Source organism: Vibrio sp. Y58_MX_L22 (assembly GCF_024181865.1).
In the GTDB taxonomy this organism is placed as follows: Bacteria; Pseudomonadota; Gammaproteobacteria; order Enterobacterales; family Vibrionaceae; genus Vibrio; species Vibrio alginolyticus.
In genome coordinates, this window is sequence record NZ_JAMZAN010000002.1 from 554,722 (window position 1) to 580,905 (window position 26,184).

The 26,184-nt window shown below is 43.8% G+C and carries 30 protein-coding genes; 16 read left to right on the forward strand and 14 right to left on the reverse strand.

All coding sequences use genetic code 11. The features are described from left to right. Positions 1-84: 84 nt before the first annotated feature. Positions 85-1,389, reverse strand: a complete 1,305-nt coding sequence (locus NL626_RS07585) for an MATE family efflux transporter (RefSeq protein ID WP_203345619.1) — start codon at positions 1,387-1,389, stop codon at positions 85-87. A gap of 343 nt (positions 1,390-1,732) precedes the next feature. After that, positions 1,733-2,074, reverse strand: coding sequence for a peptidylprolyl isomerase PpiC (ppiC, locus tag NL626_RS07590; protein WP_080276970.1), 342 nt, complete (start codon positions 2,072-2,074; stop codon positions 1,733-1,735). A 215-nt stretch (positions 2,075-2,289) separates the two neighbouring features. Here ppiC and NL626_RS07595 point away from each other — a divergent pair, with 215 nt between their 5' ends. Then, positions 2,290-3,204 carry a chemotaxis protein gene (locus NL626_RS07595; RefSeq protein ID WP_033906782.1) on the forward strand — a complete coding sequence of 305 codons (915 nt, stop codon included), beginning with the start codon at positions 2,290-2,292 and terminating at the stop codon, positions 3,202-3,204. Between the two features lie 80 nt (positions 3,205-3,284). Here the strand turns inward: NL626_RS07595 and NL626_RS07600 are convergent, their stop codons facing one another. From NL626_RS07600 to hutW, 4 genes are all read right to left on the reverse strand, one after another. Beyond that, positions 3,285-3,821 carry an ATP:cob(I)alamin adenosyltransferase gene (locus NL626_RS07600; RefSeq protein WP_132936321.1) on the reverse strand — a complete coding sequence of 179 codons (537 nt, stop codon included), beginning with the start codon at positions 3,819-3,821 and terminating at the stop codon, positions 3,285-3,287. A 97-nt stretch (positions 3,822-3,918) separates the two neighbouring features. Beyond that, positions 3,919-4,449, reverse strand: coding sequence for a heme utilization protein HutZ (gene hutZ, locus NL626_RS07605; protein ID WP_005375331.1), 531 nt, complete (start codon positions 4,447-4,449; stop codon positions 3,919-3,921). A gap of 56 nt (positions 4,450-4,505) precedes the next feature. Further along, positions 4,506-5,009 carry a heme utilization cystosolic carrier protein HutX gene (gene hutX, locus NL626_RS07610; RefSeq protein ID WP_253657183.1) on the reverse strand — a complete coding sequence of 168 codons (504 nt, stop codon included), beginning with the start codon at positions 5,007-5,009 and terminating at the stop codon, positions 4,506-4,508. Between the two features lie 32 nt (positions 5,010-5,041). Next, positions 5,042-6,412, reverse strand: coding sequence for a heme anaerobic degradation radical SAM methyltransferase ChuW/HutW (hutW, locus tag NL626_RS07615; protein WP_253657184.1), 1,371 nt, complete (start codon positions 6,410-6,412; stop codon positions 5,042-5,044). 160 nt (positions 6,413-6,572) lie between these two features. On the opposite strand from hutW, the gene NL626_RS07620 reads away from it, so the two are divergent. The 6 genes from NL626_RS07620 to NL626_RS07645 are packed head-to-tail and all read left to right on the forward strand — an operon-like array spanning position 6,573 to position 11,151. Then, positions 6,573-7,316: an energy transducer TonB gene (locus tag NL626_RS07620; RefSeq protein WP_021707650.1), complete on the forward strand. Its 744-nt coding sequence runs from the start codon at positions 6,573-6,575 to the stop codon at positions 7,314-7,316. Then, the gene (locus NL626_RS07625; protein ID WP_005385044.1) at positions 7,316-8,014 is read left to right on the forward strand and encodes a MotA/TolQ/ExbB proton channel family protein; all 699 of its coding nucleotides are present in this window, start codon (positions 7,316-7,318) and stop codon (positions 8,012-8,014) included. Before NL626_RS07620 ends, NL626_RS07625 begins: the two co-directional genes overlap by 1 nt. Further along, complete coding sequence (locus NL626_RS07630; protein ID WP_005375322.1) at positions 8,011-8,424, forward strand: biopolymer transporter ExbD; 414 nt, start codon at positions 8,011-8,013, stop codon at positions 8,422-8,424. The genes NL626_RS07625 and NL626_RS07630 overlap by 4 nt, the downstream gene beginning before the upstream one ends. Positions 8,425-8,452: 28 nt before the next feature. Then, positions 8,453-9,322, forward strand: a complete 870-nt coding sequence (locus tag NL626_RS07635) for a hemin ABC transporter substrate-binding protein (protein ID WP_253657185.1) — start codon at positions 8,453-8,455, stop codon at positions 9,320-9,322. A gap of 9 nt (positions 9,323-9,331) precedes the next feature. Continuing rightward, positions 9,332-10,369 carry an iron ABC transporter permease gene (locus NL626_RS07640; protein ID WP_005375318.1) on the forward strand — a complete coding sequence of 346 codons (1,038 nt, stop codon included), beginning with the start codon at positions 9,332-9,334 and terminating at the stop codon, positions 10,367-10,369. Further along, positions 10,369-11,151 (forward strand): heme ABC transporter ATP-binding protein, encoded by a 783-nt coding sequence (locus NL626_RS07645; RefSeq protein ID WP_213872609.1) that lies wholly within the window; start codon positions 10,369-10,371, stop codon positions 11,149-11,151. Before NL626_RS07640 ends, NL626_RS07645 begins: the two co-directional genes overlap by 1 nt. 112 nt (positions 11,152-11,263) lie before the next feature. Here the strand turns inward: NL626_RS07645 and NL626_RS07650 are convergent, their stop codons facing one another. Then, entirely contained in the window at positions 11,264-11,725 is a 462-nt protein-coding gene (locus NL626_RS07650) for a TetR/AcrR family transcriptional regulator (RefSeq protein WP_005385033.1), read from the reverse strand. A gap of 607 nt (positions 11,726-12,332) precedes the next feature. Between NL626_RS07650 and NL626_RS07655 the strand changes: the two genes are divergently transcribed. Next, positions 12,333-12,632: a YfcZ/YiiS family protein gene (locus NL626_RS07655; RefSeq protein WP_005375307.1), complete on the forward strand. Its 300-nt coding sequence runs from the start codon at positions 12,333-12,335 to the stop codon at positions 12,630-12,632. 88 nt (positions 12,633-12,720) lie between these two features. Here NL626_RS07655 and NL626_RS07660 read toward each other — a convergent pair whose 3' ends face one another. Further along, positions 12,721-12,993, reverse strand: a complete 273-nt coding sequence (locus tag NL626_RS07660; RefSeq protein ID WP_005375306.1) for a YnjH family protein — start codon at positions 12,991-12,993, stop codon at positions 12,721-12,723. Between the two features lie 318 nt (positions 12,994-13,311). On the opposite strand from NL626_RS07660, the gene NL626_RS07665 reads away from it, so the two are divergent. Beyond that, on the forward strand, positions 13,312-13,911 hold the full coding sequence (locus tag NL626_RS07665; protein WP_005375305.1) for a hypothetical protein: 600 nt from the start codon (positions 13,312-13,314) through the stop codon (positions 13,909-13,911). 73 nt (positions 13,912-13,984) lie between these two features. On the opposite strand, the gene NL626_RS07670 is transcribed toward NL626_RS07665, so the two are convergent. Further along, positions 13,985-15,094, reverse strand: coding sequence for a 1-acyl-sn-glycerol-3-phosphate acyltransferase (locus NL626_RS07670; RefSeq protein ID WP_005385027.1), 1,110 nt, complete (start codon positions 15,092-15,094; stop codon positions 13,985-13,987). Positions 15,095-15,285: 191 nt separating this feature from the next. Between NL626_RS07670 and NL626_RS07675 the strand changes: the two genes are divergently transcribed. After that, on the forward strand, positions 15,286-15,894 hold the full coding sequence (locus tag NL626_RS07675) for a hypothetical protein (RefSeq protein ID WP_005375302.1): 609 nt from the start codon (positions 15,286-15,288) through the stop codon (positions 15,892-15,894). Between the two features lie 127 nt (positions 15,895-16,021). Here the strand turns inward: NL626_RS07675 and NL626_RS07680 are convergent, their stop codons facing one another. Both NL626_RS07680 and NL626_RS07685 read right to left on the reverse strand, forming a co-directional pair. Continuing rightward, positions 16,022-16,504 carry a hypothetical protein gene (locus tag NL626_RS07680; RefSeq protein ID WP_017635276.1) on the reverse strand — a complete coding sequence of 161 codons (483 nt, stop codon included), beginning with the start codon at positions 16,502-16,504 and terminating at the stop codon, positions 16,022-16,024. A gap of 14 nt (positions 16,505-16,518) precedes the next feature. Beyond that, positions 16,519-17,052, reverse strand: coding sequence for a nicotinate-nicotinamide nucleotide adenylyltransferase (locus NL626_RS07685; RefSeq protein ID WP_213870348.1), 534 nt, complete (start codon positions 17,050-17,052; stop codon positions 16,519-16,521). A gap of 178 nt (positions 17,053-17,230) precedes the next feature. Between NL626_RS07685 and nadE the strand changes: the two genes are divergently transcribed. Then, a complete protein-coding gene (gene nadE / locus NL626_RS07690) occupies positions 17,231-18,061 on the forward strand; it encodes an ammonia-dependent NAD(+) synthetase (protein ID WP_005375299.1) in 831 nt (276 codons plus the stop codon). Between the two features lie 100 nt (positions 18,062-18,161). Here the strand turns inward: nadE and NL626_RS07695 are convergent, their stop codons facing one another. After that, positions 18,162-19,979: a hybrid-cluster NAD(P)-dependent oxidoreductase gene (locus NL626_RS07695; protein WP_253657186.1), complete on the reverse strand. Its 1,818-nt coding sequence runs from the start codon at positions 19,977-19,979 to the stop codon at positions 18,162-18,164. A gap of 267 nt (positions 19,980-20,246) precedes the next feature. On the opposite strand from NL626_RS07695, the gene NL626_RS07700 reads away from it, so the two are divergent. After that, positions 20,247-20,411 carry a YqaE/Pmp3 family membrane protein gene (locus tag NL626_RS07700; protein WP_005375297.1) on the forward strand — a complete coding sequence of 55 codons (165 nt, stop codon included), beginning with the start codon at positions 20,247-20,249 and terminating at the stop codon, positions 20,409-20,411. 155 nt (positions 20,412-20,566) lie between these two features. Then, on the forward strand, positions 20,567-21,595 hold the full coding sequence (gene pyrC / locus NL626_RS07705) for a dihydroorotase (RefSeq protein WP_253657187.1): 1,029 nt from the start codon (positions 20,567-20,569) through the stop codon (positions 21,593-21,595). A 95-nt stretch (positions 21,596-21,690) separates the two neighbouring features. On the opposite strand, the gene NL626_RS07710 is transcribed toward pyrC, so the two are convergent. Next, positions 21,691-22,596, reverse strand: a complete 906-nt coding sequence (locus tag NL626_RS07710) for a DUF808 domain-containing protein (RefSeq protein ID WP_253657188.1) — start codon at positions 22,594-22,596, stop codon at positions 21,691-21,693. 172 nt (positions 22,597-22,768) lie between these two features. Here NL626_RS07710 and NL626_RS07715 point away from each other — a divergent pair, with 172 nt between their 5' ends. Further along, positions 22,769-23,686 (forward strand): M14 family metallocarboxypeptidase, encoded by a 918-nt coding sequence (locus NL626_RS07715; RefSeq protein WP_213897554.1) that lies wholly within the window; start codon positions 22,769-22,771, stop codon positions 23,684-23,686. Here the strand turns inward: NL626_RS07715 and NL626_RS07720 are convergent. Further along, complete coding sequence (locus NL626_RS07720; RefSeq protein WP_005385013.1) at positions 23,681-24,469, reverse strand: helix-turn-helix domain-containing protein; 789 nt, start codon at positions 24,467-24,469, stop codon at positions 23,681-23,683. The two genes, NL626_RS07715 and NL626_RS07720, sit on opposite strands and share 6 nt — an antisense overlap. A gap of 98 nt (positions 24,470-24,567) precedes the next feature. Between NL626_RS07720 and NL626_RS07725 the strand changes: the two genes are divergently transcribed. Beyond that, positions 24,568-25,473, forward strand: coding sequence for a DMT family transporter (locus tag NL626_RS07725; RefSeq protein ID WP_047101784.1), 906 nt, complete (start codon positions 24,568-24,570; stop codon positions 25,471-25,473). A gap of 145 nt (positions 25,474-25,618) precedes the next feature. Beyond that, the gene (locus NL626_RS07730) at positions 25,619-26,104 is read left to right on the forward strand and encodes an acyl-CoA thioesterase (RefSeq protein ID WP_005375279.1); all 486 of its coding nucleotides are present in this window, start codon (positions 25,619-25,621) and stop codon (positions 26,102-26,104) included. Positions 26,105-26,184 lie beyond the last annotated feature (80 nt).

Genomic DNA, 26,184 nt, shown 5'->3' on the forward strand with positions numbered 1-26,184 from the left:
CCTTTTTCAGATTTATCAACAAGGGCAGATAGCCCCCCCCTTGTGATAAGAACATCTAAGTTAGGTCATTTGTGACAGTGTGTATTAAAGACACTTTTGTTTAACTTGACCGAGGTATGGAAACAAGAAGACAAAGCGCCCAACGTAGAACAACGTGAATGCCAGCCATAAACCGTGGTTGCCCCAATATTGCACCGCAATAAATTGAGTCACTAAGAACAACACCATGGTTAGAAAGGTAGAGTTACGCACTGGTCGCGTCGTCCCTGTACCGGTAAAGATGCCGTAAAACGTAAGACCAAAACCAGCAACCAACGGGAATGCCAATAACCAAGGGCTCATGTCCAAATACAGCTCAACAAGATTTGGCAAAGTGGTAAATAACGACACCACTTGGTGTTTGAACTGCACTAGCAGCAAGGTCAAGACAACAACGAACGCCGCGGTCCATTGCGTGTTTAGCTTAATCACATTATCAAGCAATGTCTTATTCTTCTGCCCTACTGCTTTACCTGCAAAGACGCTCGACGCATTCGCCACACCGTCGAACATGTAGCTGACGATAAAGGTCACTTGCATCAAGATTGCGTTCGCAGCAAGCACATCAGAACCAAGCTGAGAGCCTACACGCGCCATCATGTTGAAGAACACCAATAGACACACAGTACGAAGCAGCAGATCCATATTGGAAGACGCGATGACTTTGAGATCTTTACGCGTCATTTTTGCGGTCTGAATGTAATCAAACAGCGGGAAGCGACAGGTTTTCAACACCAGCACCGCACCAATAACAAACGTCGAAATTTGCGCGATAAGTGTCGCTACCGCAACGCCAGCAATGCCCATATCGAAGTACAACACAAAGACGATATCCAGCACGATGTTCAGCACGTTACCAAACACTTGCGTGAACAAGGTTTCTTTGGCTTTCGCCTGCCCCATCAACCAACCAATCACGGTGTAGTTCAGCAGTACAAATGGCGCACCAAAGATCATGATATCGAAGTAAATCTTAGCGTTTTCTGCCACAACTGCATCAGGGGAGATAATCAGCTCTGCCCCCATCCAAATCACGGACTGCAACGCAATGAAAATCAAGCCAAGGCAGAGCGAAAGCACGAAAGGACGGAATAAGCTGCTCGCTTGATCCTCTGGGCTATTTTTACCTAATGCTATTGCACTTTGCCCGGTAGTACTGACGCGGAAGAAGCCAAACAGCCAATACAAGGTATTCATGATGACGGTGCCTATCGCTACACCACCAATCATCTCAGCCACACCGAGTTTACCGATCACCGCGGTGTCCACCGCCCCCAATAATGGTTGGGTTACCGTAGAAACGATGAAAGGAAATGCGATTTTAAAATAGTCTTTATGAGTCAGGGACATCTTAAATTATGAACAGGATTAATTTTTATAAGGTCGCTATCATATGCGAATGGCGCCCGAACATGAACCAAAGTTCGCCAGCAAGGAATAGCATTGATAATTGATACAACCGGCAAACGTATCCTCATATCAAAGCTTGAAATAGAATAACGACTTATGAGAAAAGCCAAGTTAACTGCATATAAATGAGTTTCTAGTTTGGAAAGATTGGCGTTTGGTGGAGCATGGCAGATCAGAATGTATCTGCCATGTCATAACGGTAGTGATTGGTGAAAAGAGACCGTACAGATGATATTTAATGCTTGTGGGTTTCATCTGACAATGTTTAGGTCGATACCAAGCCTTATGTTCTGTAAAGCACCTTTACAACATGCCAACCGAACTTGGTTTTAACTAAATGCGGCGTTAACACTTCGCCAGAAAAGCACACTTTGTCGAACTGAGGTACCATTTGACCACGGCGGAATTCACCAAGGTCACCACCGCGTTTGCCTGACGGGCAAGTTGAATACTTCTTCGCTAATGTCTGAAACTTTGCGCCTTTTTTCAGTTGCTTGATTATGTCTTCCGCTTGCTCTTTGTGCTTCACAAGAATATGTAATGCGGCTGCTGTATTTGCCATTGATCTATCTCTCACTATTCTGGTCGCGCAAGTGTACCCAATCCTTTTTAACAGACCAAACATTTCTTAATAATAGCTCAGCGGTAAAGGCCCCAATACACGAGGAATATAAAATCGTCTACATAATGAGTTTAAAATACAAACAAGTTTTGCTCAGTTAATCACTATGTCTCTAAAAGATTGTCTAAAAAGCTCACATTTGTCTCTCCGATGGTTGAAGCCTTCGTCTGATAAGATTAGATTAGACACAATTCGGTGGTGTTTATAAGGTTATTTTCATGGCAAAAGTCATTAGCAAAGCGAATCAATCTCAGGGCATGTTGATGTTTAAGCTCACCCTGCAACAGAGTTTCGCTATCGGTACGCTAAAAGTCCGTGAAATCGTCCCGTACATGCCAACGACAAAGATCCCTTACTCGCATCATCACGTCATTGGAACCGTTACGATACGTAACTTAACAGTACCAGTGATAGATATGTCAGCGGCTGTTGGCTTTCGTCCTATAAGTGAAGAAGAATATAAAAGCTGCTACTTGATCGTGACAGATTGCTTGCGAACCGTGGTAGCTTTTATGGTTCGTAGTATAGAGAAGATCATTGAGTGCGATTGGAAAGCTATTGAAACGCCACCTCCGAGCGCTGGAAAAAATATTTTCGTGACTGGAATTACTCGCTACGAGGACAAAACTGTTCAAATGCTGGATGTGGAGCTGCTACTTTCCAAAATATATCCGCAGTACGAGAATTCAAAGATACCAATGCTGACAGATATTGAGCGAGAACGCCTAAAAGCACTCAGTATTCTATTGGTGGATGACTCTTCCATCGCTCGTAAACAGCTGTGTGACGCACTCGATAGCATCAATATTGGGTATCAAATCTGTAAAAATGGTTTAGATGCATTGGAACTGATGAAAAGTGACGCTGCGGCTCATCGCCCAATTGATATTCTGGTCAGCGATATTGAAATGCCCGGATTAGACGGTTATGAGTTAGCATTTGAAGTTCAGAATAATTCCTCTCTGAACCATTCATACCGCATTTTACACACATCGTTATCGAGCGAAATCTGTGTAGACAGAGCTCACCAAGTTGGCGCGCATGAGGCACTTGAGAAATTCAATGCAGGAGAACTAATCGAAGCGATGCTTCGAGGAGCAAAAGAGCTAGAAGCCAAAGCTATGACTTCTTAACTCTTATTGGACGAGTTGATTTGAGAATATAATGCAGTACTTGTCCTATCCCTGATGCTCACATCCGCTAATTTCTCAGCTCACTTCTTTGGCATCGCGTAACTACGAGAAACGAATTCCGTCTCTTTGACTTGGTGAGCATGATTAATATAAGAAGCTAGGCTGTAAAGTACATTCGCTAATAAGTTCGCGTAACGAAACAAAATAGGTGCGGGCTGCTTCTTACCTGTATGTTCAACGGCAACTAATGCTCGTACCGTTTTTTTAGCTTGGCAACGGCACAAATGCAATTGACTGGCTGCCGGGTGCCCTCCGGGTAGAACAAAGCCTTTGAAGCCGCCATCAATACGTTGCTTGAGCAAAGCATAATCGGCCTTTAACTCTTCAACTTCCGTCTCTGTAATCGCTAATTTTCCGCGAACCGAACCATTTAGATGATAAACATTAGGCTGCATTCTTGTCAGTATATCGCGGCTAAACTTGTCCAATTCCATAGCGAGAACAAGGCCAATACGACTACAAAGTTCATCTGCTGTAATTTCAAAGTCACAAACCGGACTGTCCTCGTAAATAAACGGATAGCAAATCTCGCTCAATTCCTTGCTTACAGGTTTCATGCTTTTGTTCCAATATAAAAAAGGGAGTCAGTATAACCTAACTCCCTTTAAACGTTCATTATGCCAAATGATCGACATTCATATGATCGGTTTACAATCAGGCACTTTCGACTTTCTTATGACCTTCTTGAAGGTGAACAAAATCGACTAAATCATCACCAGACACTTGATACGCCTGACCAAAACCTTTAACAAATAGCCCCGATTCTGGCTTTAAGTTGAACAACACGAAATCCTCTAGCTGGCTTAGACCATCAATAATCTCACCAAAACGCTCTTTCATTTGTCCAACAACTTGTTGCCACATCTCTGTGTCTCGCTCAACTACATTTGCTACTGCATCAAAAGTTAAGCGCTTACGAGCAAACAGCTGCTTTGAAGACTCTTCATCTTCAATCATCATCAATGAAACATTTGGATTTTCTAAAAGGTTACGGGCATGACGAGCGATTTTAGAAATGAGAACGAAATAACCTTCCTGGTTTTGAACATAAGGCGCGTAGCTTACATTCGGGCGACCTTCTGCATCGACAGTTGCAAGCTGAAGTGTACGGCGCTCCTGACGAAACTCTTTGATCTCTGGCCCTAAACGACCTTGCAAACGCTCTTGTTTAACTTGTTGATCCATATTGATACCTGACTTTACTAATTAGTATTCGAGTTAAGCCTCGATTATGTTTGTGATTACTTTTTTAATTCGGCTTGTAGGGCGCGAAATGCGGTGACTTGCTCTTCAATCAACTCGCGCTTTTCGTTACGGCCTAAATAAACCTTGAAAATATTGCTTCCGCACTCTGAGAAAAAACCAAAATAGTGACTCTCTCTACCCATAAACGGTTTACTGACTAATGCGACATTTTTAACGTTATCTAATTTAAGGTGGCCGTGCAGTTCACCTTCTCTACCCATTAAATTGTAATAGCCACGCGCCACTTTTCCTTTTCGAAACGGCGCTTTAACTTCAAAGATAGAACCAAAAGAGTGGACGATGGTCGTCACCGGGCCAAAACCAACCAAACTTTCTAGGATGCTTTGCGCTTGCTCTCCTGGTGCAATAGCCACCATTTCCTGAGGTAGAGCCGCAACAACCTCAAACTCGGAAATGCCAAGACGCTCTGCCATCGCAGCTGGCAATAATTGTGGTTCTTGCTCTAGTAATACTTCAACTTGTTGCTTGATTGATTCCATTGTGTCTTCCGTTTTTGTTCAATTTGTTTTCATTAATTATTGGATGCTTTCGGTACGGTTTCGTTCATCTCTGATGTGAGTACCTGAATACAACTTTGAGCCAATGACACTGCCCAGAAGCTGCCTGCAAGAGTAAGGACTGCGCTACGTTCATGTAGCTGTACTAAGCCTTTCGCTTGCCACACTTTAAATAGAGGCAATAAAAACACGAACGCGTCCTCTCCCATAAATGATGGAAGTTGATTTGCTTGAACAATGCCACGGTCAAACGCAGATTTGAGTGCAGAAAAAAGTGGTTCTAGAGCGCTTTGTTTCATCATCATCGCGATGGTGCTTTGACCTTCTTTGACCGCTTTAATATAGGTCTCTAGTGTGCGGTGTTGCATCATCCCGTAGCCACCGATATTACCTCCAGCACCACAGCCAATTGGCAATACCTCTGCATAAGTCTTGGCTAAACTATTGTATAAACTACGCTCGCGGTTATCGATTGCCCAATGGTTCACGCTAAGTTGCTTCATATGGTGTTTGGCCATAAAGTTCACACCGAGCTCATACATTCCCGCTTTTTCTGGTGTGGTCGCAGGTGGCGGGATTTTTCCCTTTTCTACGAGGTTGAGCATGGGAGCTGACCCACCAACCACTAACTGATACAAATCCAGTCCGTGTGCGCCAGTCGAGAGGAAATCATTTAAATCTTGCTCTAACACTTCTTTGGTTTGATAAGGTAAGCCATAGAGTAAATCGATAATGACCGGAATTTTGTCTTCTTTGGCGATCTCGCTCACTCGTTTGAGGACATCTTCCCTATCATCTAAACGTTTTGCGCTGCGGCGCACTTGTGTATTAAAACTTTGCACACCAAAAGAGAAACGATTAAACCCACCCTCTAAAGCGCTTTGATACAACTCATCAGAAAAACGATTGATGCGACCTTCTAAGGTGATTTCGCAGTCTGCAGCCAAAGGAAAGTGGTCTCGGATAGCCTGGCCTAACACACGAACCTGTACTGGAGATAAATCCGTTGGCGTTCCGCCCCCGATATATACGGCGTGAAAAATACCATTTTGTGTCCAAGGTAATGTCGCTTTCTCTCTAAGCTCCTGCATTAATGCTTCAAAGTACTCATCAACCAGTGTGCGACTTGCAGCATTTTGAAAGAAGTTACAAAAAGTGCAACGAACGCGACAAAACGGAACATGAATATAAAGACAGCGTTTATTGGTCGCTTTAATTAAGTTAGCCGTAATACTCGAAAAAATCGCCTGTTGTTGAGACGAGGGCACAGGTACGCTCGCTCCCCCGGCATGTGCAGAATGCTTCTTAACAAAAGCAAATCGCAATGGATCAGGACTATCACTGCCCAACACTGATTCATCAAGCTTATCGATATCGACGCTCATATATACTCGCTTAACTCCCATCATGTAAGGGATGGAAGCTGATCTTAAAAATTCTGCAAGAATCATAATTTGAGCGTAATGATAATGCAATTGATAATTGATCTTATTTCCATTGTAAGTAATAATCTGCCCAAGTTTTCATAGTTTCCCGAGATATTCCGTGAACGTACAAAGATATGTCATTGCAGGAGGTGCTTCCCTTGCCATCCATGCCGCACTTCTTTTTGTTTCTCAAGAGACAAAGGTGTTCGCGATGCCGGCTGGAAACCCAGCAAGTTCGGTAAGTCTAAATCTTGTGTCTGCTCCTCCCGCTGTCGAAAAATCTACACCAGAAAATGTAGCGCCACCAAAAGAGCAGCCTCAAGACCAACCTGAACCAGAAAAGAAGATTGTAAAAAAACAGGTCGTCAAGAAAGACGCTGTTAAGAAGAAGGTAGTAGAGAAAAAACCAGAACCGGTTAAACAATCTAAACCTAAAACGGTCGAGCCCACCAAAACCGTAACAAAGCAAAAGGTTCAGCCCGAAGCGAAACCAAAGAAAAAAACGGAACCGGTGAAGAAAGAGACGGTAGCTCAACAATCCGCACCTGCGAGCCAATCCAAAGGGGCAACGTCTCAGCCTGTCTTGGTCGACAAACCAACGTTTGTGAGTCAACCAACACAACCCCGTTACCCAAGGTCTGCACAAAGACGCGGTATTGAAGGTGTAGCCTTGTATGAGATATGGCTAGATGAGAATGGTAACCAGATTAAACAGGTTTTGATTGAGTCTTCCGGCACAGAGTCGCTAGATGCCTCAGCACTTCGTGCGATCAAACAGTGGCAATTTACACCACATATTTCAGGTGGGCTAAAAGTCGCTCACCGAGTACAAGTACCTGTTCGTTTTAAGTTGGATGGATAATGGAACAACTACAAGAATTACAAACTCAATTTGGGCTGATGACATGGCCTTTGATCATTTGCTCAGCTCTAACCGTGATGATCATCGCCGAGCGATTATTCCATGTGTTAATTAGCCTTGGTGTAGGAAAGCGAGCCATTCGCCAAAAGCTCACAGGATTAGACCCAACAAATGGGAGCGAACTTGAAGCACTTGCTGAAGAGTTGTCGAATAAGCGGCCGCTTCTGTACCGTGGTGTTGCGATGTTGCTTGCTCATCATTCGTTTTCGAAATCTTTAAGAGAAGATGCCGCAGGTATTTGGCTGCAAGAAAAACGCCATCAGTTGCATTCCGGCCTTCGTTTGCTGACGCTGATTGGCGTCATCAGCCCTTTAATTGGCTTGCTTGGTACGGTACTTGGCTTAATTGACATGTTTAAAGGCATCGCGGTTTCAACGGGGAATATCACTCCGAATGATTTAGCTGACGGCCTAGGTCTTGCTATGCGCACCACTGCCGCGGGTCTCATTATCGCACTTCCTGCCATTTCAGGAGCGCAGATCATTGGTTTGTGGGCGGATCGTGTAATCGCCAAGCTTGAGCACACTTTAAACTACGTCAACTTATGGCTTGAAGGTATCTCGTTACAGCATGTCTCGCCAGACCACTCAAAAGTAACACTGCGCTCTTCTGAGAAGATTGAGGCTGCAACTCAATGATTAAAACACCACAAGAAAATAGTCGTAACGGTTTAACCCCCGATTTAACACCGCTGTTAGACATTATTTTTATCGTCATGGTTTTCCTGATGTTAACCGCAGCGGTCAAACTCGATTCATTAGACGTCAATTTACCGAGCACAGAATCTCAGGCTGTTGCAGATGTCGATAAGCAATCCATCACGGTAAATATTCTTAAAGACGAGCCTTACTGGGCTATTAACGGCAAGACATATATCGATTGGGACAACTTTACCCTCGCGCTGTTAGAAGAGAGTAAGTCAAGCGATAAACCGATTGTAATTGGAGCAGAAAAAACCGCGAATATTCAGTCGCTAGTACAACTTCTCGGCTTTTTACAAGAAAACGGAATTCAAGCAACTCAGTTACTCACTGAAGAGCCATCATAAAAATAAGTAAGATAGAGATCCTTTCAAAATGAAGAACACACGCATCACTATTCATGCTGTTGTCACGGCAGCTATTTCCCTACTTGCGAGTAGTCAACTTTTTGCCAATGAAACGCCATCCTCAGAGCGCGTTGTTAGCGCAGGCAGCGCCGTCACTGAACTCTTGCTTGAACTCGACGCTAAAGATAGCTTGGTTGCTATCGACGTCACCAGTCAATTACCAAAAGGAATGGAACTGCCTAAAGTGGGCTACCATCGTCGTCTTTCAGCGGAGGGGTTGCTCGCCTTACGTCCGACAAAAGTCATTGGTTCTGATGAGATGGGGCCGAAAACAACATTGAGCCAATTGAAATCGGCTGGCGTAGATGTAGAAATCGTTAATACTGATGCAAATGTCGAGGGCCTTTATCAACGTATTGATCAAATTGCGAACCTTATGGATCGCAAAGCTCAAGCTGAAAGCTTAAAGCAAGATGTCCAGGCGCAAGTACAAGCACTCAATGCAAACCAACCTGTTCAAGCGAAGAAAAAGAAAGTGCTCTTTCTGCTGATCCATAAAGGGCGACCTGCAAATGTTGCGGGCTCACAAACAACACCCGATGCAATTATTCAACTCGCCGGCGGACAAAACCCAGCCGCTACACAACTCTCGTCTTACAAGCCTCTATCCACAGAAGCGATGGTAGAGATGCAGCCTGACGTGATTCTTGTTAGTGGTCGCAGCTATGAAACGTTGGGTGGTGCCGATGCAATTTTAAAAGCAATGCCGCTTCTTGCTGCAACACCCGCTGGAAAGAACAAAGACATCATAACGATTGATGGCCATGCTCTGGTAGGTGGTTTGGGCCTTAAAAGCCTTGCAGAAGCTAAACGCTTGAATGCACTGCTTTACCCATAGAGACATGACATGTTGTTAAGACGCATCCCCCTTTCAACGACGTTATCAGTGCTTAGTGGATTTTTAGCATTTATTGCTATCGCCTCTATTACCGTTGGCCCAATGAACATTAGCTTTGCTGACAGTTTGCGTAGCCTAACGGGAGGCAGTTCTGATCTCGCTCCTCACATTCAGTTGGTCATTAACGAAATCCGATTGCCTCGCACCATTTTGTGTATGTTCATCGGCGCCATTTTGGCAATTTGTGGTGTGGTTATGCAGGGCTTGTTCCGTAACCCATTAGCCGAGCCTGGTATCATTGGTGTGTCTGCTGGCGCTGCTCTTGGTGGTGCATTCGCTATTGTTGTATTTGCTGAATTTAGCCAAAACTATCCGCAACTAATGAACTTAGCGGCTCTGCCTCTTTTTGCTTTCCTTGGCGGTGCACTAACGACTATTCTCGTTTATAAACTCGGCACAAGTAAGTTTGGTACCTCAGTTACAATTATGTTGTTAGCCGGCGTTGCCATCAGCGCGCTCTCGGGTGCTGCGATTGGCTACATGAACTTTATCGCAGATGATCAGATGCTGCGAGACTTGACGCTTTGGTCGATGGGCTCATTAGCTGGTGCAAATTGGTCAGGGATTGCTCTATCTGCTGTAACACTCGTCATCCTATTGCTCTGGTTTCAGAAGAAGTCGATGGCGCTGAATGCTCTGTTGTTAGGGGAATCAGAAGCAAGACACTTAGGAGTTCCGGTTCAAAAACTCAAACGTCAGCTTATTTTACTTTCTGCACTGGGTGTTGGTATTACGGTGAGCATCAGTGGTGCAATTGGCTTTATTGGGCTCGTGATTCCTCACTTAGGGCGCATGCTCGCTGGGCCTGACCATCGAACGCTATTACCAATATCTGCCTTAATGGGAGCACTGCTTCTTACTGCCGCAGATATGTTTGCTCGTGTTGCAGTGGCACCAGCTGAATTACCAGTTGGAATCGTGACCGCATTGATTGGCGCGCCCTTTTTCATCTACTTATTGTTCCAGCAAAAAGGGAAGATTTTGTAATGAACCAGATCGTTTTATCGGGGAAAAACATTTCGATGACGTATGGCAACCGTGTGGTGCTCGATGACATCAACATTGATATCCGAGCTGGTGAAGTGACCGCCCTACTCGGCCCCAATGGCGCAGGTAAAAGTACTTTGCTCAAGCTTCTATGCGGTGAGATCTCTTCGAATCATCACATCACCTACTTCGGTAAACAAAAGCATGATTGGGAGCCTGAAAAAAGCGCCAAACATATTGCAATGCTCCCGCAGCACAGCACCTTAACCTTCCCATTTCTAGCCAGAGAAGTCGTAGAGCTGGGGGCAATACCGCTATCACTGTCCAATAAAGAAACCACTAAACTGGCTTTACATTACATGGAACAAGCCGACGTATTGCATTTAGCAGAAAGCCTGTACCCGTCTTTATCTGGTGGAGAAAAGCAACGACTGCATCTAGCACGAGTGATGACACAACTACATCAATCTGGCGAAAAACGAATCTTAATGCTTGATGAACCTACCTCAGCGTTGGATCTCGCCCATCAACACAACACGTTAAAAATTGCTCGTGAAACGGCAAAAGCACAAAACGCAGCGGTGGTTGTGGTGTTACATGACTTGAATCTAGCCTCTCAGTACGCAGACCGCCTTGTACTCTTGCATAACGGGAAACTAGTTTGTGATGACACGCCATGGAATGCACTAACGTCAGAGCGCATTGAGCAAGTTTATGGCTATCGATCTATTGTGACAAAACATCCGACGCTAGACTTCCCTCAAGTGCATGCCGCAGCATAAAGCGTATCTCCTCTAAGCCGTCTCTAAAACACTTCGATACGACAAAGGCCCGCAATATGAGAGTTGCGGGCCTTTGCTTTGATAGTGGCAGAATTTGGTGCTTTAAAGGCTATTACTTGCTCATTTGGATCAATGATCGACCAATCAACCACTCAAGCTCTTTGTCACCACCCGCACCAAACTGGCTTTCAACCATTTTGTATAAGCGGTCAATACCATTAGCAGCAAATTCTTGCGCATTTTCAGCGGTGACAATGTGATGGAATAGCAGTCGTAAAATCGCGAGGAATTCAGCATCTTCCAGCGCTTTAATCCAACTTTGTGAAAATGCATTTAATCCTTTATCAAACTCTAAGTGTTCAATAAACATTTTAAAGATACGGCCATCCAGTGCGGCGGTGAAGTCCGTTTTCTTAGGGAAGTGATGGCTAATACCGGTACGCGATATACCTGTCTGCTGGCTTAGCGTCGTGTACGACATTTTGTCGTAACCTAATCTGAGTAGCTGATCAATAACGGCATCCATGATCTTTTGGATAGTGATTTCGGTATCTTCTTTACTACGCTTTGGCATATTTTAAGCTCTTCTCTTTGTAAATCCATCTAACTCACTATTAAATGAGGCCAGAATGAAATCATTCTTAGCATTATACCCGGCTCGCCGATGCGGTTCGATTAGCGAAAACCTAGAAATCAGGTTGCTAAGCGCTGCACTTGAAAGCGCTTTGGGTATATGTATTGCGACTATTTAATATCATGTCGAGTTCCAAACCATAACGTCTTTACACTGCGTAATGTGTAATTTTCAGTTATGTTTTTGTCAATACATGCTACTCAAAATAAGGCGAAAAGTTAGTCTCATCAAAACCTTGCGCCAATTATTCATCGAAACTATTCAAAGACCAAGAATGATAATTATTAAAAATAATCAATCAAGAAATAGTCTTATAAATTAACCATTAGTTCAACTGGACTGAGCAAAATCTCGTCACTATGTTCGTTAATTGATTTTAAATGTTGATATATATCACATTAACGTTCTTGATGATTTAGTAATCCAATCTTTAACCCTTACTTAACAAGTGCCTATTCTGTTCCTTTTTTACGCAAAAGTCGTCATTTTTGTAGATACAGATCAAATACCTGATAGAATACCCTTAGTATTTACAAGAGGATTCGTTATGAGTGTCGAATTAGAAAAAAACCAAGTATGTGAGGCCTGCGGCTGTGCTGGCGAGATTGGCTTTATCATCAAAGAAGGTGACGAAGTTGCCGACGTAACGGTTTTCGCACAGACAAAAACAGAGCTAGAGTCTGAACTACAAAAATACATCGAGCTCGCTAAATCAGTATGTGCTGATGTTGAATACAATGTTTCAGAAATAACCGAAGAATCGAACCAAGCGACGGCTCGATTCAAATTTGAAGTAAGTGCTGAAAAACTTATCTTTGAATTAAAAACTCGCTCACTCGCGCGTTAATGAAAAAAGCGAGCATGATGCTCGCTTTTTATTTTTCCAATCTCTTAATCTTAAACCGCTCTAAATGAAACAGACAACTTCGGCGCGTTTATTTATCTTTTTTGAACACGACCCACTTTAACGAGCCATTGGTTTCAAAATCGTTCTCAGCGGTACACATCAGTAATACGCCTTCAACATTAATCACGGCCCCTGTGGTGTAGGCTTTATCATCGTAGTAACAGATACGCTGACCTACCTTACCGTCAGCAACTATTAGCGCTTTGTTTTCTGGTGTACTGTATGATTTAGCAAAAACGGAACCCGACAGCAGTACTGCAAAAACACCAGCGGTAAAAATAGATACACTTTTTAACTTCATGAAAATCTCCTCAAACCTCAATAATACTAACAAGGACCCTTGTGAAGTTCTTGGAAGAATCTCATATTATTCAAATATCTACTGATATTTTTCTCACCTCTACACTTGGGTCTGCTTCACATTCAATCATTTAATTTATCTCATTTTAGTAAGCTTGAAGTTACTTAGCTCAGTAAAGAAGCGCACACTTTTAACGTGTATCTCTAATTTGAATATTTAAGTTATGAATCAAAAACTGTGAGCAAAAAATGCATAATAGGTTTATTTAAGTATAAGATAAGCACCTGTTGATCTCGGTATTTAACTAACTCTTTGACTATGCGTTTTGTTTCCCTATGCCTTACTTCAATCCTACTCTGCTCGTCTCCTTTGGCATATGAGCTAGATTACTATTCTAAGTTTGGTCACATCGATAATTACGGCAATCTTGATCTTAGAAACAAGCCTTACACCCAACTACCCTCTGGCCTAGTGGTAAAGGGCAACTTAAACATCTCACAAACCCCTATCAAAACCTTGCCTAAAGGGCTTGATGTTGAAGGCAGTCTGGAAGCAACTAACAGCGCACTCAAAGTTATTCGCTCAGGAACAAAGATAAAAGGCTATGCAAACCTACTAGGTAGTAAGATCGAAAACTGGCCTAAAGGCATCAAACTAGGCGGTTACCTAAATCTGACAGATACACCGCTAAAAGCGCTTCCAGCTAAACTTCGAGTAAAAGGTGATCTAAGTGTTATTCGCACTCCCATTTCTGATCTTCCTGAAGGATTAGTGGTTGATGGTAATCTCTATATTGGAGGATCAGCGCTGAAAGTATTTCCAGACACAATGACGGTGAAAGGGAATATCTATTTAGGTGGTAACAGGATCACAAAATGGCCCAGCAATTTAACCCTTGGTGGTGCCGTCGCACCTTAAAGAGCAGATAAACAAAAGCCCCGGCAGACCGAGGCTTTAAGGCATTCTGAATCAACGAGTTCAGTGACGAAGATTACTCTTGGTTATTCACAGGATTAGCATAGCTCGCCACCAAATAAGGTCTTGCGCCTTCAGGTAGCTGATCCAACTTATCCGCGAGATGACGCTTAACCGCTTCCGTAATGATGCTCGAATCTTCATGCCCAGCAGCTAACAAGTTGATTGGGTACAACTTGTAGTTGTTGTGAATTTGGCGGTCGATTTCACCAGCAAGAGATTCCGGCGTTTCAAACTCTTGCTCAATCACATCACCAAACGCAACATGTACACGGCCTTTATAGCCAACGATACCTTGAATGATGCTTTCGATATCTTCAAATTCGCCTTTTTCATAGCGGCCATTTTCTGCTTTTTCGTACAGCTCTTTTGCTTTGGCAATGTCACATGGATCATTTTCATAGGCAATCGAGACAGGAACGATTTTCAGAGAACGCGTGTACTCACCAAAGCTGATCTTTTGTTTACGACCTTCAACATGGAACATTTTTAAAATCGCAGGATCAGTAAAGTCGTTTCCATCTTTAGCACGACCTTCCTTTTGGGCAATCCAAATTGAATTGCCAGTATCAAGCGAATGTTTGATATAGCTTGACAGTTGTCCCAATGCTTTCATCATTTCTCTAGGTGCTTTAGCAGAGCGCTTAACGATGAAGCTCTTATTGAGTCGCATCAATTCTGTCGCACATGGCTTCTTCAGCAGGTTATCGCCAATCGCTATACGAACTGTACGGTGCCCACTTTGGTACAAGCCATAATTTACGAGCGCAGGGTCCATCGCAATATCACGGTGGTTAGAAACGAATAGGTATGACGTGTTTTTATCCAGCTTATCCAAACCAGAAAAAGTGACGCCATCCGTTGTCTTATTCAATGTATCTTTCAGATACTTCTTCACTTCAATCTGAATTGCTTCGACAGAATCAAGCTTGCTCCACTTGGCTTTCAGGTAGATGCGCAGGATCGGGCTCATTAGCGTTTTGAACCACGCTGCTTTATTAGCAAAGCGATGTTCTAGGATAGCAGTGATAAATTCATCATCTTGGATTAGACGATCCAGCGCTGCTGGAATTTCTTCGTCGTTGTAAGGACGAATTTCAATATAAGGATCGGTATTGGCTGTCATTGTTCATTACATATCAAAAAAAGCTGGCACATTTTACGCATAGTTTTGCTGACAAGCAGCATTTCAACCCATACTTTTAACATGGTCATACCAGTTAAGCCACCATTTATCATGCTAAAAAATTCTCTCTGCAGGTTGGAATCGTATGGGTTTAACGTTACCCTTAGCGCCAAAAAACACTGGTACTCATAATGAACTACGCAATTGAATTTCACGACGCTAAATACCCCTTTCTTGATGTAGCTGCGCGTAAAAAAGCATTGAAGCACAGTCTACTGTCTGTCATCGAAGGGTTAGCCGTCATTAAATTGGGTAAGCAGGAGTATGCCATTGAACCAGGCCAATATTTTTGGATTCCTCAAGGATGTTTGAGCTCCCTCACCTTTTTACCTAATTCTCGTGTATATCGTTGTGATTTTTCTGTGCGTTTAAATGACGACTTCTCACAACAGGCGGGCTTTGTGAAGCCTTCACCGCTACTAAAAGCGCTCGTCGAGAAGCTAGCAACAACTGCCGAACGCTCGGATCTGCAAACCGATCTACTGACAGTAGTAAGACATGAAGTATTGACGCTGTCTCCTAAACTAGCGCACTCAACGTTAACGAGAACCATCAATCAATGGACTCCTGGCTGTGACATGAATATTTCTAAAGAGCTTTGCTTGGTACTAACACTACGTGAAGCAAGAAAAATGAAACTGTCGGGGAAGAAGGAAGAGCAAATTGTTGACTCTCTTTTTGCTGGTAACACCGAAGAATATGAACAGCTTTGCTTTTTAGTCTTTGGAGAAGCGCTATAACTTGCTCTTTAACAAGCTACGTTTTCAGCATTACGTAGAGTTACGGATACAGAAAGTAGAGATTCAAGTAAAAGCAAAAAGGGCGTACATTGATAATGTACGCCCTTTTTTCATTTGCTTGAGATGTCTAGAAAGGTACTTCTATCTGCATCATCCAGTCAGCGTCATAATATTCGTGCCAACGATAATCAAACCGCATTCTTGGCTGTCCGTCGGATTTATCCCCAAAACCAACGCTGAACATCAACCCGTGACTACGAAGCCACTCTTCTGTATCCATTTTACTCTCTTCGTCTCGAAGCTCTTCCGGCATCCAAAAACCAAGACCAAAGTAATTCTTTTCTAAGTTTTGAGTTAGAAGTGGGGTGTCTTCCGGCTTAATCGCCCACTCCTCCCAATAGTTTTCTGTTGGTCCTTCAAGCTTCGCTTCCGCTGCATACCAAATCAATGCTTCAGTACTTAACACGCCGATGGAATCTAAAATTTCTTCACAGATAGGAAGAGTGTTATCTTCAAACACCACGGAACGATCAGAAAAATAGTTACACGCGGAATGAGCTTGTGTCACCACAAGCAGCGCACATGCACTAAATAAAACGACTCTGACCATGAAAATCTGACCTCTCAGTTCCCAGACAATGTTTCTCTGTATAAGCCTTTACTAAGTAATAAATCACGTACGGAAGGTGTTGTATAGGCACCGACCTCTTCACCCTCGGCCAATGCTTTGCGAATATCCGTGCTTCTGACTTTTACTTTTTCAGGACATGCCATAACAGTCCAACGTTCCGTAATCTCTTCAGCTCTACTAAATTTAGCAAATTTGAAGAAATTATCAGGACCAATGACAAAAGTTATATCGGCAGTTGGGTAGATTTCTTGAGTTTTTTCTAACAACGCATAGGTCGTCACACTTTGTCCAGGTTGGTATAAAGCTTGCTCCGCATCAGAACGCTGAACATTAGAAAGCCCCATATCCTTGATGAACGCGTCAACCATTTTGCACCGAGTTGGGTAATCAAGCATGTTCTTGCCCCAAGCGTGTGCAATGCTCGGCTCAAGTAGCACAAGATCAAAGTGGCTCAAAGACTCAATAACACTTTTATGCCCTAAACTAGGTGGGTTAAATGCACTACCAAAAATGGCGATTTTTTTCATATCCGGTGATTACCTGGTTGAAGAGAGTTTTCTAATCTGATGATTTCGGTATGATACTACTAATCTTTACAGCTTTTGACCCTAAAGTCGCGTTTAATGAGCCTCAACTGTATGGTTTATCACCATTTGAGCAAATGTGCTTTAGAGTCTGAAATATTTGCAGGAAAAGGAACCCTAAATGGAACAATCCATCCGTGACGAAATGCGCGTACTCCCTTCAATTGATCCGCATTTTGAAATTGAACGCCGTGTCGCTTTTATTAAGCGTAAATTGCAAGAAGCGGGCTGTAAGTCTCTTGTTCTTGGCATCAGCGGTGGCGTTGACTCAACGACATGTGGTCGTTTAGCTCAGTTGGCTGTAGACCAACTAAACGAAGAAGCGGGCAACAATAGCTACCAATTTATCGCAGTTCGCCTGCCTTATGGGGAGCAAAAAGATGAAGATGAGGCTCAGCTCGCTCTGTCTTTTATCCAGCCAACCCATTCTGTATCGGTGAACATCAAAGCAGGTGTTGACGGGCTTCATTCGGCTTCTCACGTTGCATTAGAAGGCACAGATCTTCTACCAACTGATGCAGCAAAAGTCGACTTCGTAAAAGGCAATGTAAAAGCGCGTGCTCGCATGGTTGCTCAATACGAGATCGCGGGCTACGTAGGCGGCCTTGTTCTTGGTACTGATCACTCAGCAGAAAACATCACTGGTTTCTACACTAAATTTGGTGATGGCGCTTGTGACATGGCACCATTGTTCGGATTAAGTAAGCGCCAAGTTCGTGAAGTAGCTGCTACATTGGGTGCACCTGAGCAACTAGTGAAGAAAGTGCCAACAGCAGACTTAGAAGAGCTTGCTCCACAAAAAGCAGATGAAGATGCCCTAAGCCTAACTTACGAGCAAATCGACGACTTCTTAGAGGGCAAACCTGTTCCACAGCAAGTGAGTGACCGTCTGGTAGCGATTTACAAAGCAACGCAGCACAAACGCCAGCCAATCCCGACGATTTACGACTAAGCGATATTTTCAGCTCTCTTTAAAACTCAAAACGCTGCTAAAAATAGCAGCGTTTTTTTGTCTAGGAACAGTTTTTGTCGAAGGACAAAGGGGCTCTCGCCTAGTTGGTTACTGTTACGTCCGTCTCTGGCACAGCACAACACGCCAATACGGTTCCCATTGCACGTTCCTCATCTGTCAACGCAGGCACGTCCGGATGATGTACTTGACCCGACGTAAGCTGAACCTTACACGCGCCGCATAAGCCAGCACGACAGCTATTGCTGATGACCTTCCCAGCATCTTCGAGCTGATCTAACAACGTTTTTTGGTTGTTGCCTACGACTTTAGCTCCATTAAAGTCAATAGCGAGACTTTTCTCTGGCTTTGACGTAAGAGAAGAAACTCCAAACGCTTCTTGATGGTAGTTTTCCTCTGGCAGCCCTTTTCTTAGCAGGAGATTTTTCGCTTTCTCCATAAAACCATCAGGACCACACACAAACACCTGCCGCTGTTCAACATCTTTGATTTGCTTAATGTGTGACAAACTTAAACGCCCTTTCAAACCAAACCAATCAACAGCAGGTTGCGTTAAACAGACTTTTACTTCTAGCCCTGGGTGCTCAAGCTTTAACTGCTCCAACTCTGAGCGACAAGGAATATCATTCTCGGTGCGACATTGATGGTAGAAAACCACATTATCCAACTGATTGTGATCCGCTAAGTAACGCACCATTGATAACATTGGTGTTACTCCGCTACCCGCAGAGAGTAACAGCAGAGGCTGCGCTTCATGCGTTTTAAGGTGGAACTGACCGTCAGGTTGCTCTGCCTCTAAAACATCACCGACTTGTAAGTTGTCTAAGAGTGAGTTAGAGACTCTTCCACCCGCGATACGCTTTACAGAAATAGCATAACGACCCGGGCGAGAAGGACTGGATGATAAGGTATAGCGTCGACCCACTTTCTTACCATCAATATTCACCTCTATTGGCAGGTGTTGTCCTGGCAAGTAATTAGGCAACGAACCTTTGTTTGGCTCTAACCATAAGGTCACAAAGTCTTGGGCAATTTCTTCACGCTCAACACATGTAAGCTTCATGCGCACTGGCGAGTTATCTGCGTAAAACTCCGGCTCTTTGTACTCCAATACTTCAACTTTATCGCCTTGACGAATAATGCCTTCATTTCGCGCGACAAGATTCTGGCCAAAGAACACACCACCGACATCGTTTGCACGGAACTGTTGCAAGGTTTTGAGCGGCTCTTTGCTCTCACGGAATGTGCCTCTTTGGGTATTCACCGTAGTCAGGATACAGCGCTCGCAAGGTTTGAGAGACTCAAACTCTACCTCACCGATTCGTATGCGCTTCCATGAATCTTCTTCAAACGGCTTGGTATCAGAGACCACTAAGTTAGTACGGAACTGATCCATAGAGTGTTGCTCAGAGCTTCTTCGGTTCAGTTCATCAAGGGAAGCCTGGCTAATCACTAACACCGGATAACCATCGGCAAAGCTAACGTTTTGACCTAGCTTTTCGCGGACACGATTCGATTGCTCACCACTAAACAACAACTCAACGCGCTGCCCCAACACACGACTAAACCAGTCATCTGCATCATCTGTCGTGGTATAGGCAGTAAACGTATCTTTCCAAACCGTTGCAGGTGTCTCCTGCATTTTGAAATCTTGGTAACGGATTTTAAGTGGCTCCATACCCAAACTACTAAACACCACTCCATCGGACAATAAGGCTGACTTAATGGTTACCATTTGCGGATACTTTCGCGCAGTGATCATCGAGCCATCAGCTTTCGCAATCATAAAGCGACGATCGAAGCTCAATCCTTGCTTCTCAACCCATACGGATGACAGCGATAATCCGCCAACTGACTTAACCGGAAAAACATTAATTTGGGATAAAACGGGTTGCGACATGGCCTTCTTCCTACGGGTGTTTTTTATTTGTTGCGGTATTGTATACTCAAATCACATTAAGTTGCAGAGTCTACTGCCTCTTCATCCATCGCAACTTTCTCGAAACCATATTCTTATAAATTTGGTTTTAGTGACAAGTATTTACTACACTCAATATTCGCGTTTTTTAACACCGTTCTGACCAAATACCGTTTGATAAAGTGTGATACGACACACATAATTCACCCAAGTTATCACTACTCCCATTTATCGATTTGGAGCTTAATTATGGATACAAGAAAACTGGTTCTGATTTTGTTATGTATCTTTCTTCCGCCTGTCGCGGTGTTTATGGAGAAAGGTCTAAATAAAGACTTTTTGATTAATCTAATATTGACGTGTTTCTTCTTTCTACCAGGTACGATCCACGCGCTTTGGTTAACAATGAAGTAACCACTTACACTCTCACTCTTTATAAAATTGAAAAATGGGATGAAATATGAGGGCAATTCCTCTATCATCCTGTCGCCTAAGCGCAAGCGTTTGCTCAAAAGCAAATACGGCGCTTAGGCTCCAATCAGACAACTTTTCAATGGTGGGAGCAATTAATGACAACACTGACTATCACTCGTCCTGACGACTGGCACGTTCACTTACGCGATGGGGAAGTTCTTAAAGACACCGTTCGCGACATCAGCCGCTACAATGGCCGTGCGCTGATTATGCCAAATACCGTCCCACCTGTTACTACAACTGAGCTCGCCCTAGCCTACCGTGACCGAATTCTCAAAGAGCAACATGGCGAACAGTTTGAGCCTTTAATGGCGCTTTACCTTACAGATAACACGACACCAGACGAAATACGTAAGGCTAAAGCAACCGGACACATTGTTGCTGCCAAGCTCTATCCTGCTGGCGCCACAACAAACTCAGATTCCGGTGTGACCAATGCGAAAAACATTTATCACGTTTTAGAAGCAATGGAAGAAGTCGGAATGTTACTTCTAGTTCATGGGGAGGTAACACATCACGATGTTGATATATTCGACCGAGAGAAAGAATTCCTTGATACTGTCCTCGCTCCTATCGTCAATGACTTCCCTAATCTTAAAATCGTTCTAGAACATATCACCACCGCCGACGCAGCAAACTTCGTTAGCAACGCCTCAGACAACGTAGCGGCTACCATCACTGCCCACCACCTTCTTTTCAACCGTAACCACATGCTTGTGGGTGGTATTAAACCTCATTTCTACTGTTTGCCAATTCTTAAGCGCGGAACCCACCAGCAAGCGCTGATCGAAGCAGCAACTAGTGGTAGCAAGAAGTTTTTCCTAGGTACAGACTCAGCGCCACATGCGAAAGGGGCAAAAGAATCGGCTTGCGGTTGTGCTGGTTCTTACACTGCACACGCAGCGCTAGAGCTTTATGCAGAAGTCTTCGAAAAAGAAGGCAAGTTGGAAAACTTGGAAGCTTTCGCAAGCTTCAACGGTCCTGATTTTTACGGCATTGCACGTAACACAGATACGGTAACGTTAGAAAAATCCGCTTGGGATGTGCCAGAAACGATGTCATTTGGCAATGATATCGTTGTGCCTATTCGAGCAAATGAACAGATCGAGTGGAAAGTGAAGTAAGTACTTTACTGACATTTCCCCTATAAAACAGGGTCATGCTTTTTGTAAAAAGAAGTCATGACCCTTGTTATTATCGTCTCATGTTTTAGATGTGATTATTGACCACGAAGCTTTTCAACCATCGTCCATACCGCAACCACAACCAACCCCGCCACAAAGCCGATAATACCGTTCAATAAAATAGGCAAAATGGCTGTAGCAACCGAATAACCACTAAAGTTCATAATAATCGGCTCTACAAAGTGATGAATGGCTGGCACGTTGTGCACCACAATTCCCCCACCCACCAAAAACATCGCAGCAGTTCCTACAATGGTTAACAACTTCATCAACTTTGGTGCAAAAGCGACCAAGGCCCCTCCGACTTTCGCCACCCAACCTTTACCGTTTGAGCGACTTTCAAGGTAAAGGCCTAAATCATCTAGCTTCACAATCCCAGCGACTAGTCCATAAACTCCAACCGTCATAATCACTGCAATTAAACTGACAACTAAAATTTGCGTAACAAGACTGGCTCCTGTCACGGTACCTAACGCAATCACGATGATTTCTGCTGAAAGGATAAAGTCTGTCCGAATCGCACCAGAAACTTTACGCTTTTCATACTCTTCTATCGACTCGCCAGTATTAACTAGCTCATCTTCTTCTTCGTGCGGATGCGAGTGAGGAAACACTTTCTCAAGTACTTTCTCTGCCCCTTCAAAGCAGAGAAATAAGCCGCCAATTAGCAATAATGGCATGATAAGCCATGGAATAATCGCGCTAATAAGTAAAGCTGAAGGAACTAAAATCAATTTATTTTTGAATGAGCCTTTTGCAACCGCCCAAACCACTGGAATCTCTCGCTCAGATGCAACACCAGACACTTGTTGAGCGTTTAACGCTAGATCATCTCCCAACACACCTGCGGTTTTCTTTGCCGCCATTTTTGACATTAAGGCGACATCATCAAGCACCGTGGCAATATCGTCCAACAGTGTGAGTAAACTTGCTCCAGCCATTTTTTGTCTCTTATATGAAATTGAGTAAGTAACAAAATGTAACACCAATGAATCACTCATCAAAGTGATGATTTTGCAAAGAATACCACCCCAAATGGTGTTTTATATTGCCGTAAAGATAAGACAGGTCTAGTCTTGTGATACCTTTCAGCAGTCAAAAGAAAAAGTATAGATGAAAAGTGGATACATTTACCCGATCGGTACTCCTGGCCAACCTTGGAACGAAGAAGAACGTAAAGCTTGGTTAGCAACGCAAGAAGTAAAACGTAGCTACCAAGATGAAGTCGTCAGTAAAATCGATGCCCTACGCGAGCGTTTTGATGTTGAACAATATGGTGCGCTCTCATACAACGAGGCACGCTTCCCTCTGTTTTGTATCAAAACACACAATTGGGATTCAACTAAACCTGTTGTGTTGGTCACAGGCGGCGTGCACGGTTACGAAACCAGCGGTGTACATGGCGCATTAAAGTTTGTAGAAACAGAAGCAGAGCGCTATGCAGAGCATTTCAATATTGTCGTTGCACCCTGCGTAAGCCCTTGGGGTTACGAGGTGATCAACCGCTGGAATCCAAACGCGATTGATCCAAACCGCTCTTTCTATAAGGATAGCCCTGCCGAAGAGTCCGCTAACCTCATAAAGCTAGTTGCAACTTTAGGCGATGTGTTAATGCACATTGATCTACATGAAACGACAGATTCTGACGAAACTGAGTTCCGTCCAGCCTTAGCTGCTCGTGATGGTATTGAGTACATTGAAGGTATGATCCCAGATGGCTTTTACACGGTGGGAGATAGTGAAAACCCTCAGCCTGACTTCCAAAAAGCGGTCATTGAGTCAGTTGCAAAAGTGACTCACATTGCACCAGCAGATGAAAACGGCGAAATCATTGGTTCACCCGTCGTACAGTTTGGCGTTATCAACTACCCAATGGTAAAACTGGGCCTGTGTGGCGGCGTAACAAATTGCGTTTACGGCACGACAACGGAAGTGTACCCAGACAGCCCAACAGTGACCGACGAAGAATGTAACGATGCACAGGTTGCAGCCGTAGTTGGTGGTTTGAATTACATAATAGCTCAGCTATAACAATCGATTCTTGTATTGCTCCGGTGTCATGCCGGAGTATTTCTTGAACATCGCGATAAAAGGGCTAGCTTGGTTATAACCTAACGTCAAAGCGACTTCTTTCACAGTCTGCCCTTTACGCAGCAACTCCATAGAATGTAAATATCGCACACGTAAGCGCCACTCAGTAAAGCTCATGCCCAACTCACTCTGGCAATGTCTCGCTAACGTGCGTTCTGTAGTATGCACTTTTGCCGCCCACTCCGCCAAACTGATCTCATCCGTCGGCGATTCTTCTACTGCTTTTAAAATCGGTTCAAGATACTTATTGTCGGTAGTCGGTAAAAAGTGATGTTCCACTTCTTGCTTTGCAAGCTGGTCCAATAACACTTGTACCAAGCGCTTGTCTTCATCAGTTTGCGCCACGTTAATGTCTCGCTGACGAAAGTCCTCAATAATAGATGACACGATTGGAGTCACTTTGATCAAGCTCGTTTTGGTAGGAAAATGCGCTGTCAATTCAGGGGCAATGTTCAAAGAACAATATTCGATTGGCTTACGGTTGTAGCTAGTGTGACGAATTCCGGCGGGAACCCAAATAGCAAGATGTGGAGGTGCTAGAAATCTTGTGTCTTCTGCATCCATCTCCAGAATCCCACCGCTGATCAGTTGCACTTGCCCCCAAGGGTGGCTATGAATTCGTGTTTCTGTATTAGAGAGAAACGCTTCGAAATTCATAAACACATCTGATGGCGCACGATCGATTGATAAGGAGGGGTGAAGATTTCTGGCGCTCTTTTTCAAAATTGTCTTCCTATCGCTTACGATGTCTTTTAAGAGATACTTTTTATTATAAAGACCTGCCAGACTAGCGCCATCAATAATTGTGCTATAGGGTTCTCATGATTTATTTACTTCCGTTTTTCACCGTTATGATTTGGGGTGGTAACTCAATTGTGAACAAGATGGCTGCGAGCGCCATTGAACCAAGTGCGATGAGTTTCTACCGTTGGTTTGTCGCAATGGTACTCCTAACGCCATTTTGCCTGCCTGCAATCATCAAACAACGACACATTATTCGACCTTACTTAGCTAAGTTGGCGTTTCTTGCGTTACTTGGTATGGTTCTCAACCAGTCACTTGGATACTATGCCGGTTTAACAACAACGGCCTCTAATATGGCCCTGATCACCTCTTTAGTTCCTTTGATCAGTGTGTTTTTAAGTGTCCCATTGCTCGGTAAATCTATATCAATGTTAAGTATCGTCGGTGGTGTCATTTCGCTCGGCGGCTTGGCATTTATGCTTGGTCACGGTGATATCACTTACTTTTTACATCAAGACTTAACGCAAGGTGACAGCTTAATGCTCGTTGCTGCCATGGTATACGCGGCTTATTGTGTTCTGTTAAAACGCTGGAAAATGCCATTCAGTAGTTTGACTCTGGTTTACATGCAGGGCTTCTTTTCTGTTTTGATGCTCACACCACTTTGGCTCTCTAGTGAACAACTGTTACCAAGCCAAGACGCGCTACCATTAATCGCTTATGCTGGTATTGCTGCTTCCATTTTCGCGCCGCTGATGTGGGTAAAAGCGATTGATTCAATTGGTGCTGATTCAAGTGCTATGTTCATGAACCTAATGCCTGTGGTTTCCGTCATACTTGCTTCAACACTAATTGGTGAGAAAATTTACGCTTACCATATTATTGGTGGGTTGTTAGTCATCTCTGGCGTTATCCTGTCGCAAATAAAAGTAAGACAGAGAAAACTATTGTCCAATTCTGAGATTGCCTCTACCGCCAATTAACATCTACACCTCAAGCCACAGAACTACGCTGTGGCTTGTCACTTCCAGCGTTCGAATAAAAGTTAATATTTTGTTTCATTCGCTATTCCCGAAAATTCATCTTGCTGCTAAATTGGGAAAACAATAACCCATCAAGGAAAGACAGATGAGCAGTGGTCAAAGAGACATTACCCTTCGCTTTTTAGCAGAACCCAGCGACGTAAATTTTGGCGGAAAAGTGCACGGCGGCGCCGTAATGAAATGGATCGACTTGGCAGCGTACGCCTGTTCTGCAGCGTGGAGTGGTAAATATTGCATTACCGCATATGCTGGCGGCATTCGGTTTGTTGCTCCGATTCATGTCGGCAACTTAGTCGAAGTTAGCGCGAAAGTCATTTATACCGGACGAAGCTCAATGCACATTGCGATTGACGTGCAAGCTAGTGATCCAAAGCAAATGAAAAACAGACTCACCACTCACTGTATCGTTATCATGGTTGCTGTAGATGAAAACGGAAAACCAACCGATGTACCGAAATGGATTCCAGAGTCAGATGAAGACAAAGCCTTAGAGCAATCCGCTATCCGTCTTATGAACATGCGTAAAGAGATTGGGGAAGAAATGGAAGCACACGTTAAATATCTCAAGTAACTGGCATCCGTTAAGAACGCTATTAAGTACCTCAACGTTACCTAGACCCAGAGTGTGGAGCAACATCATGGTTTCGCCAT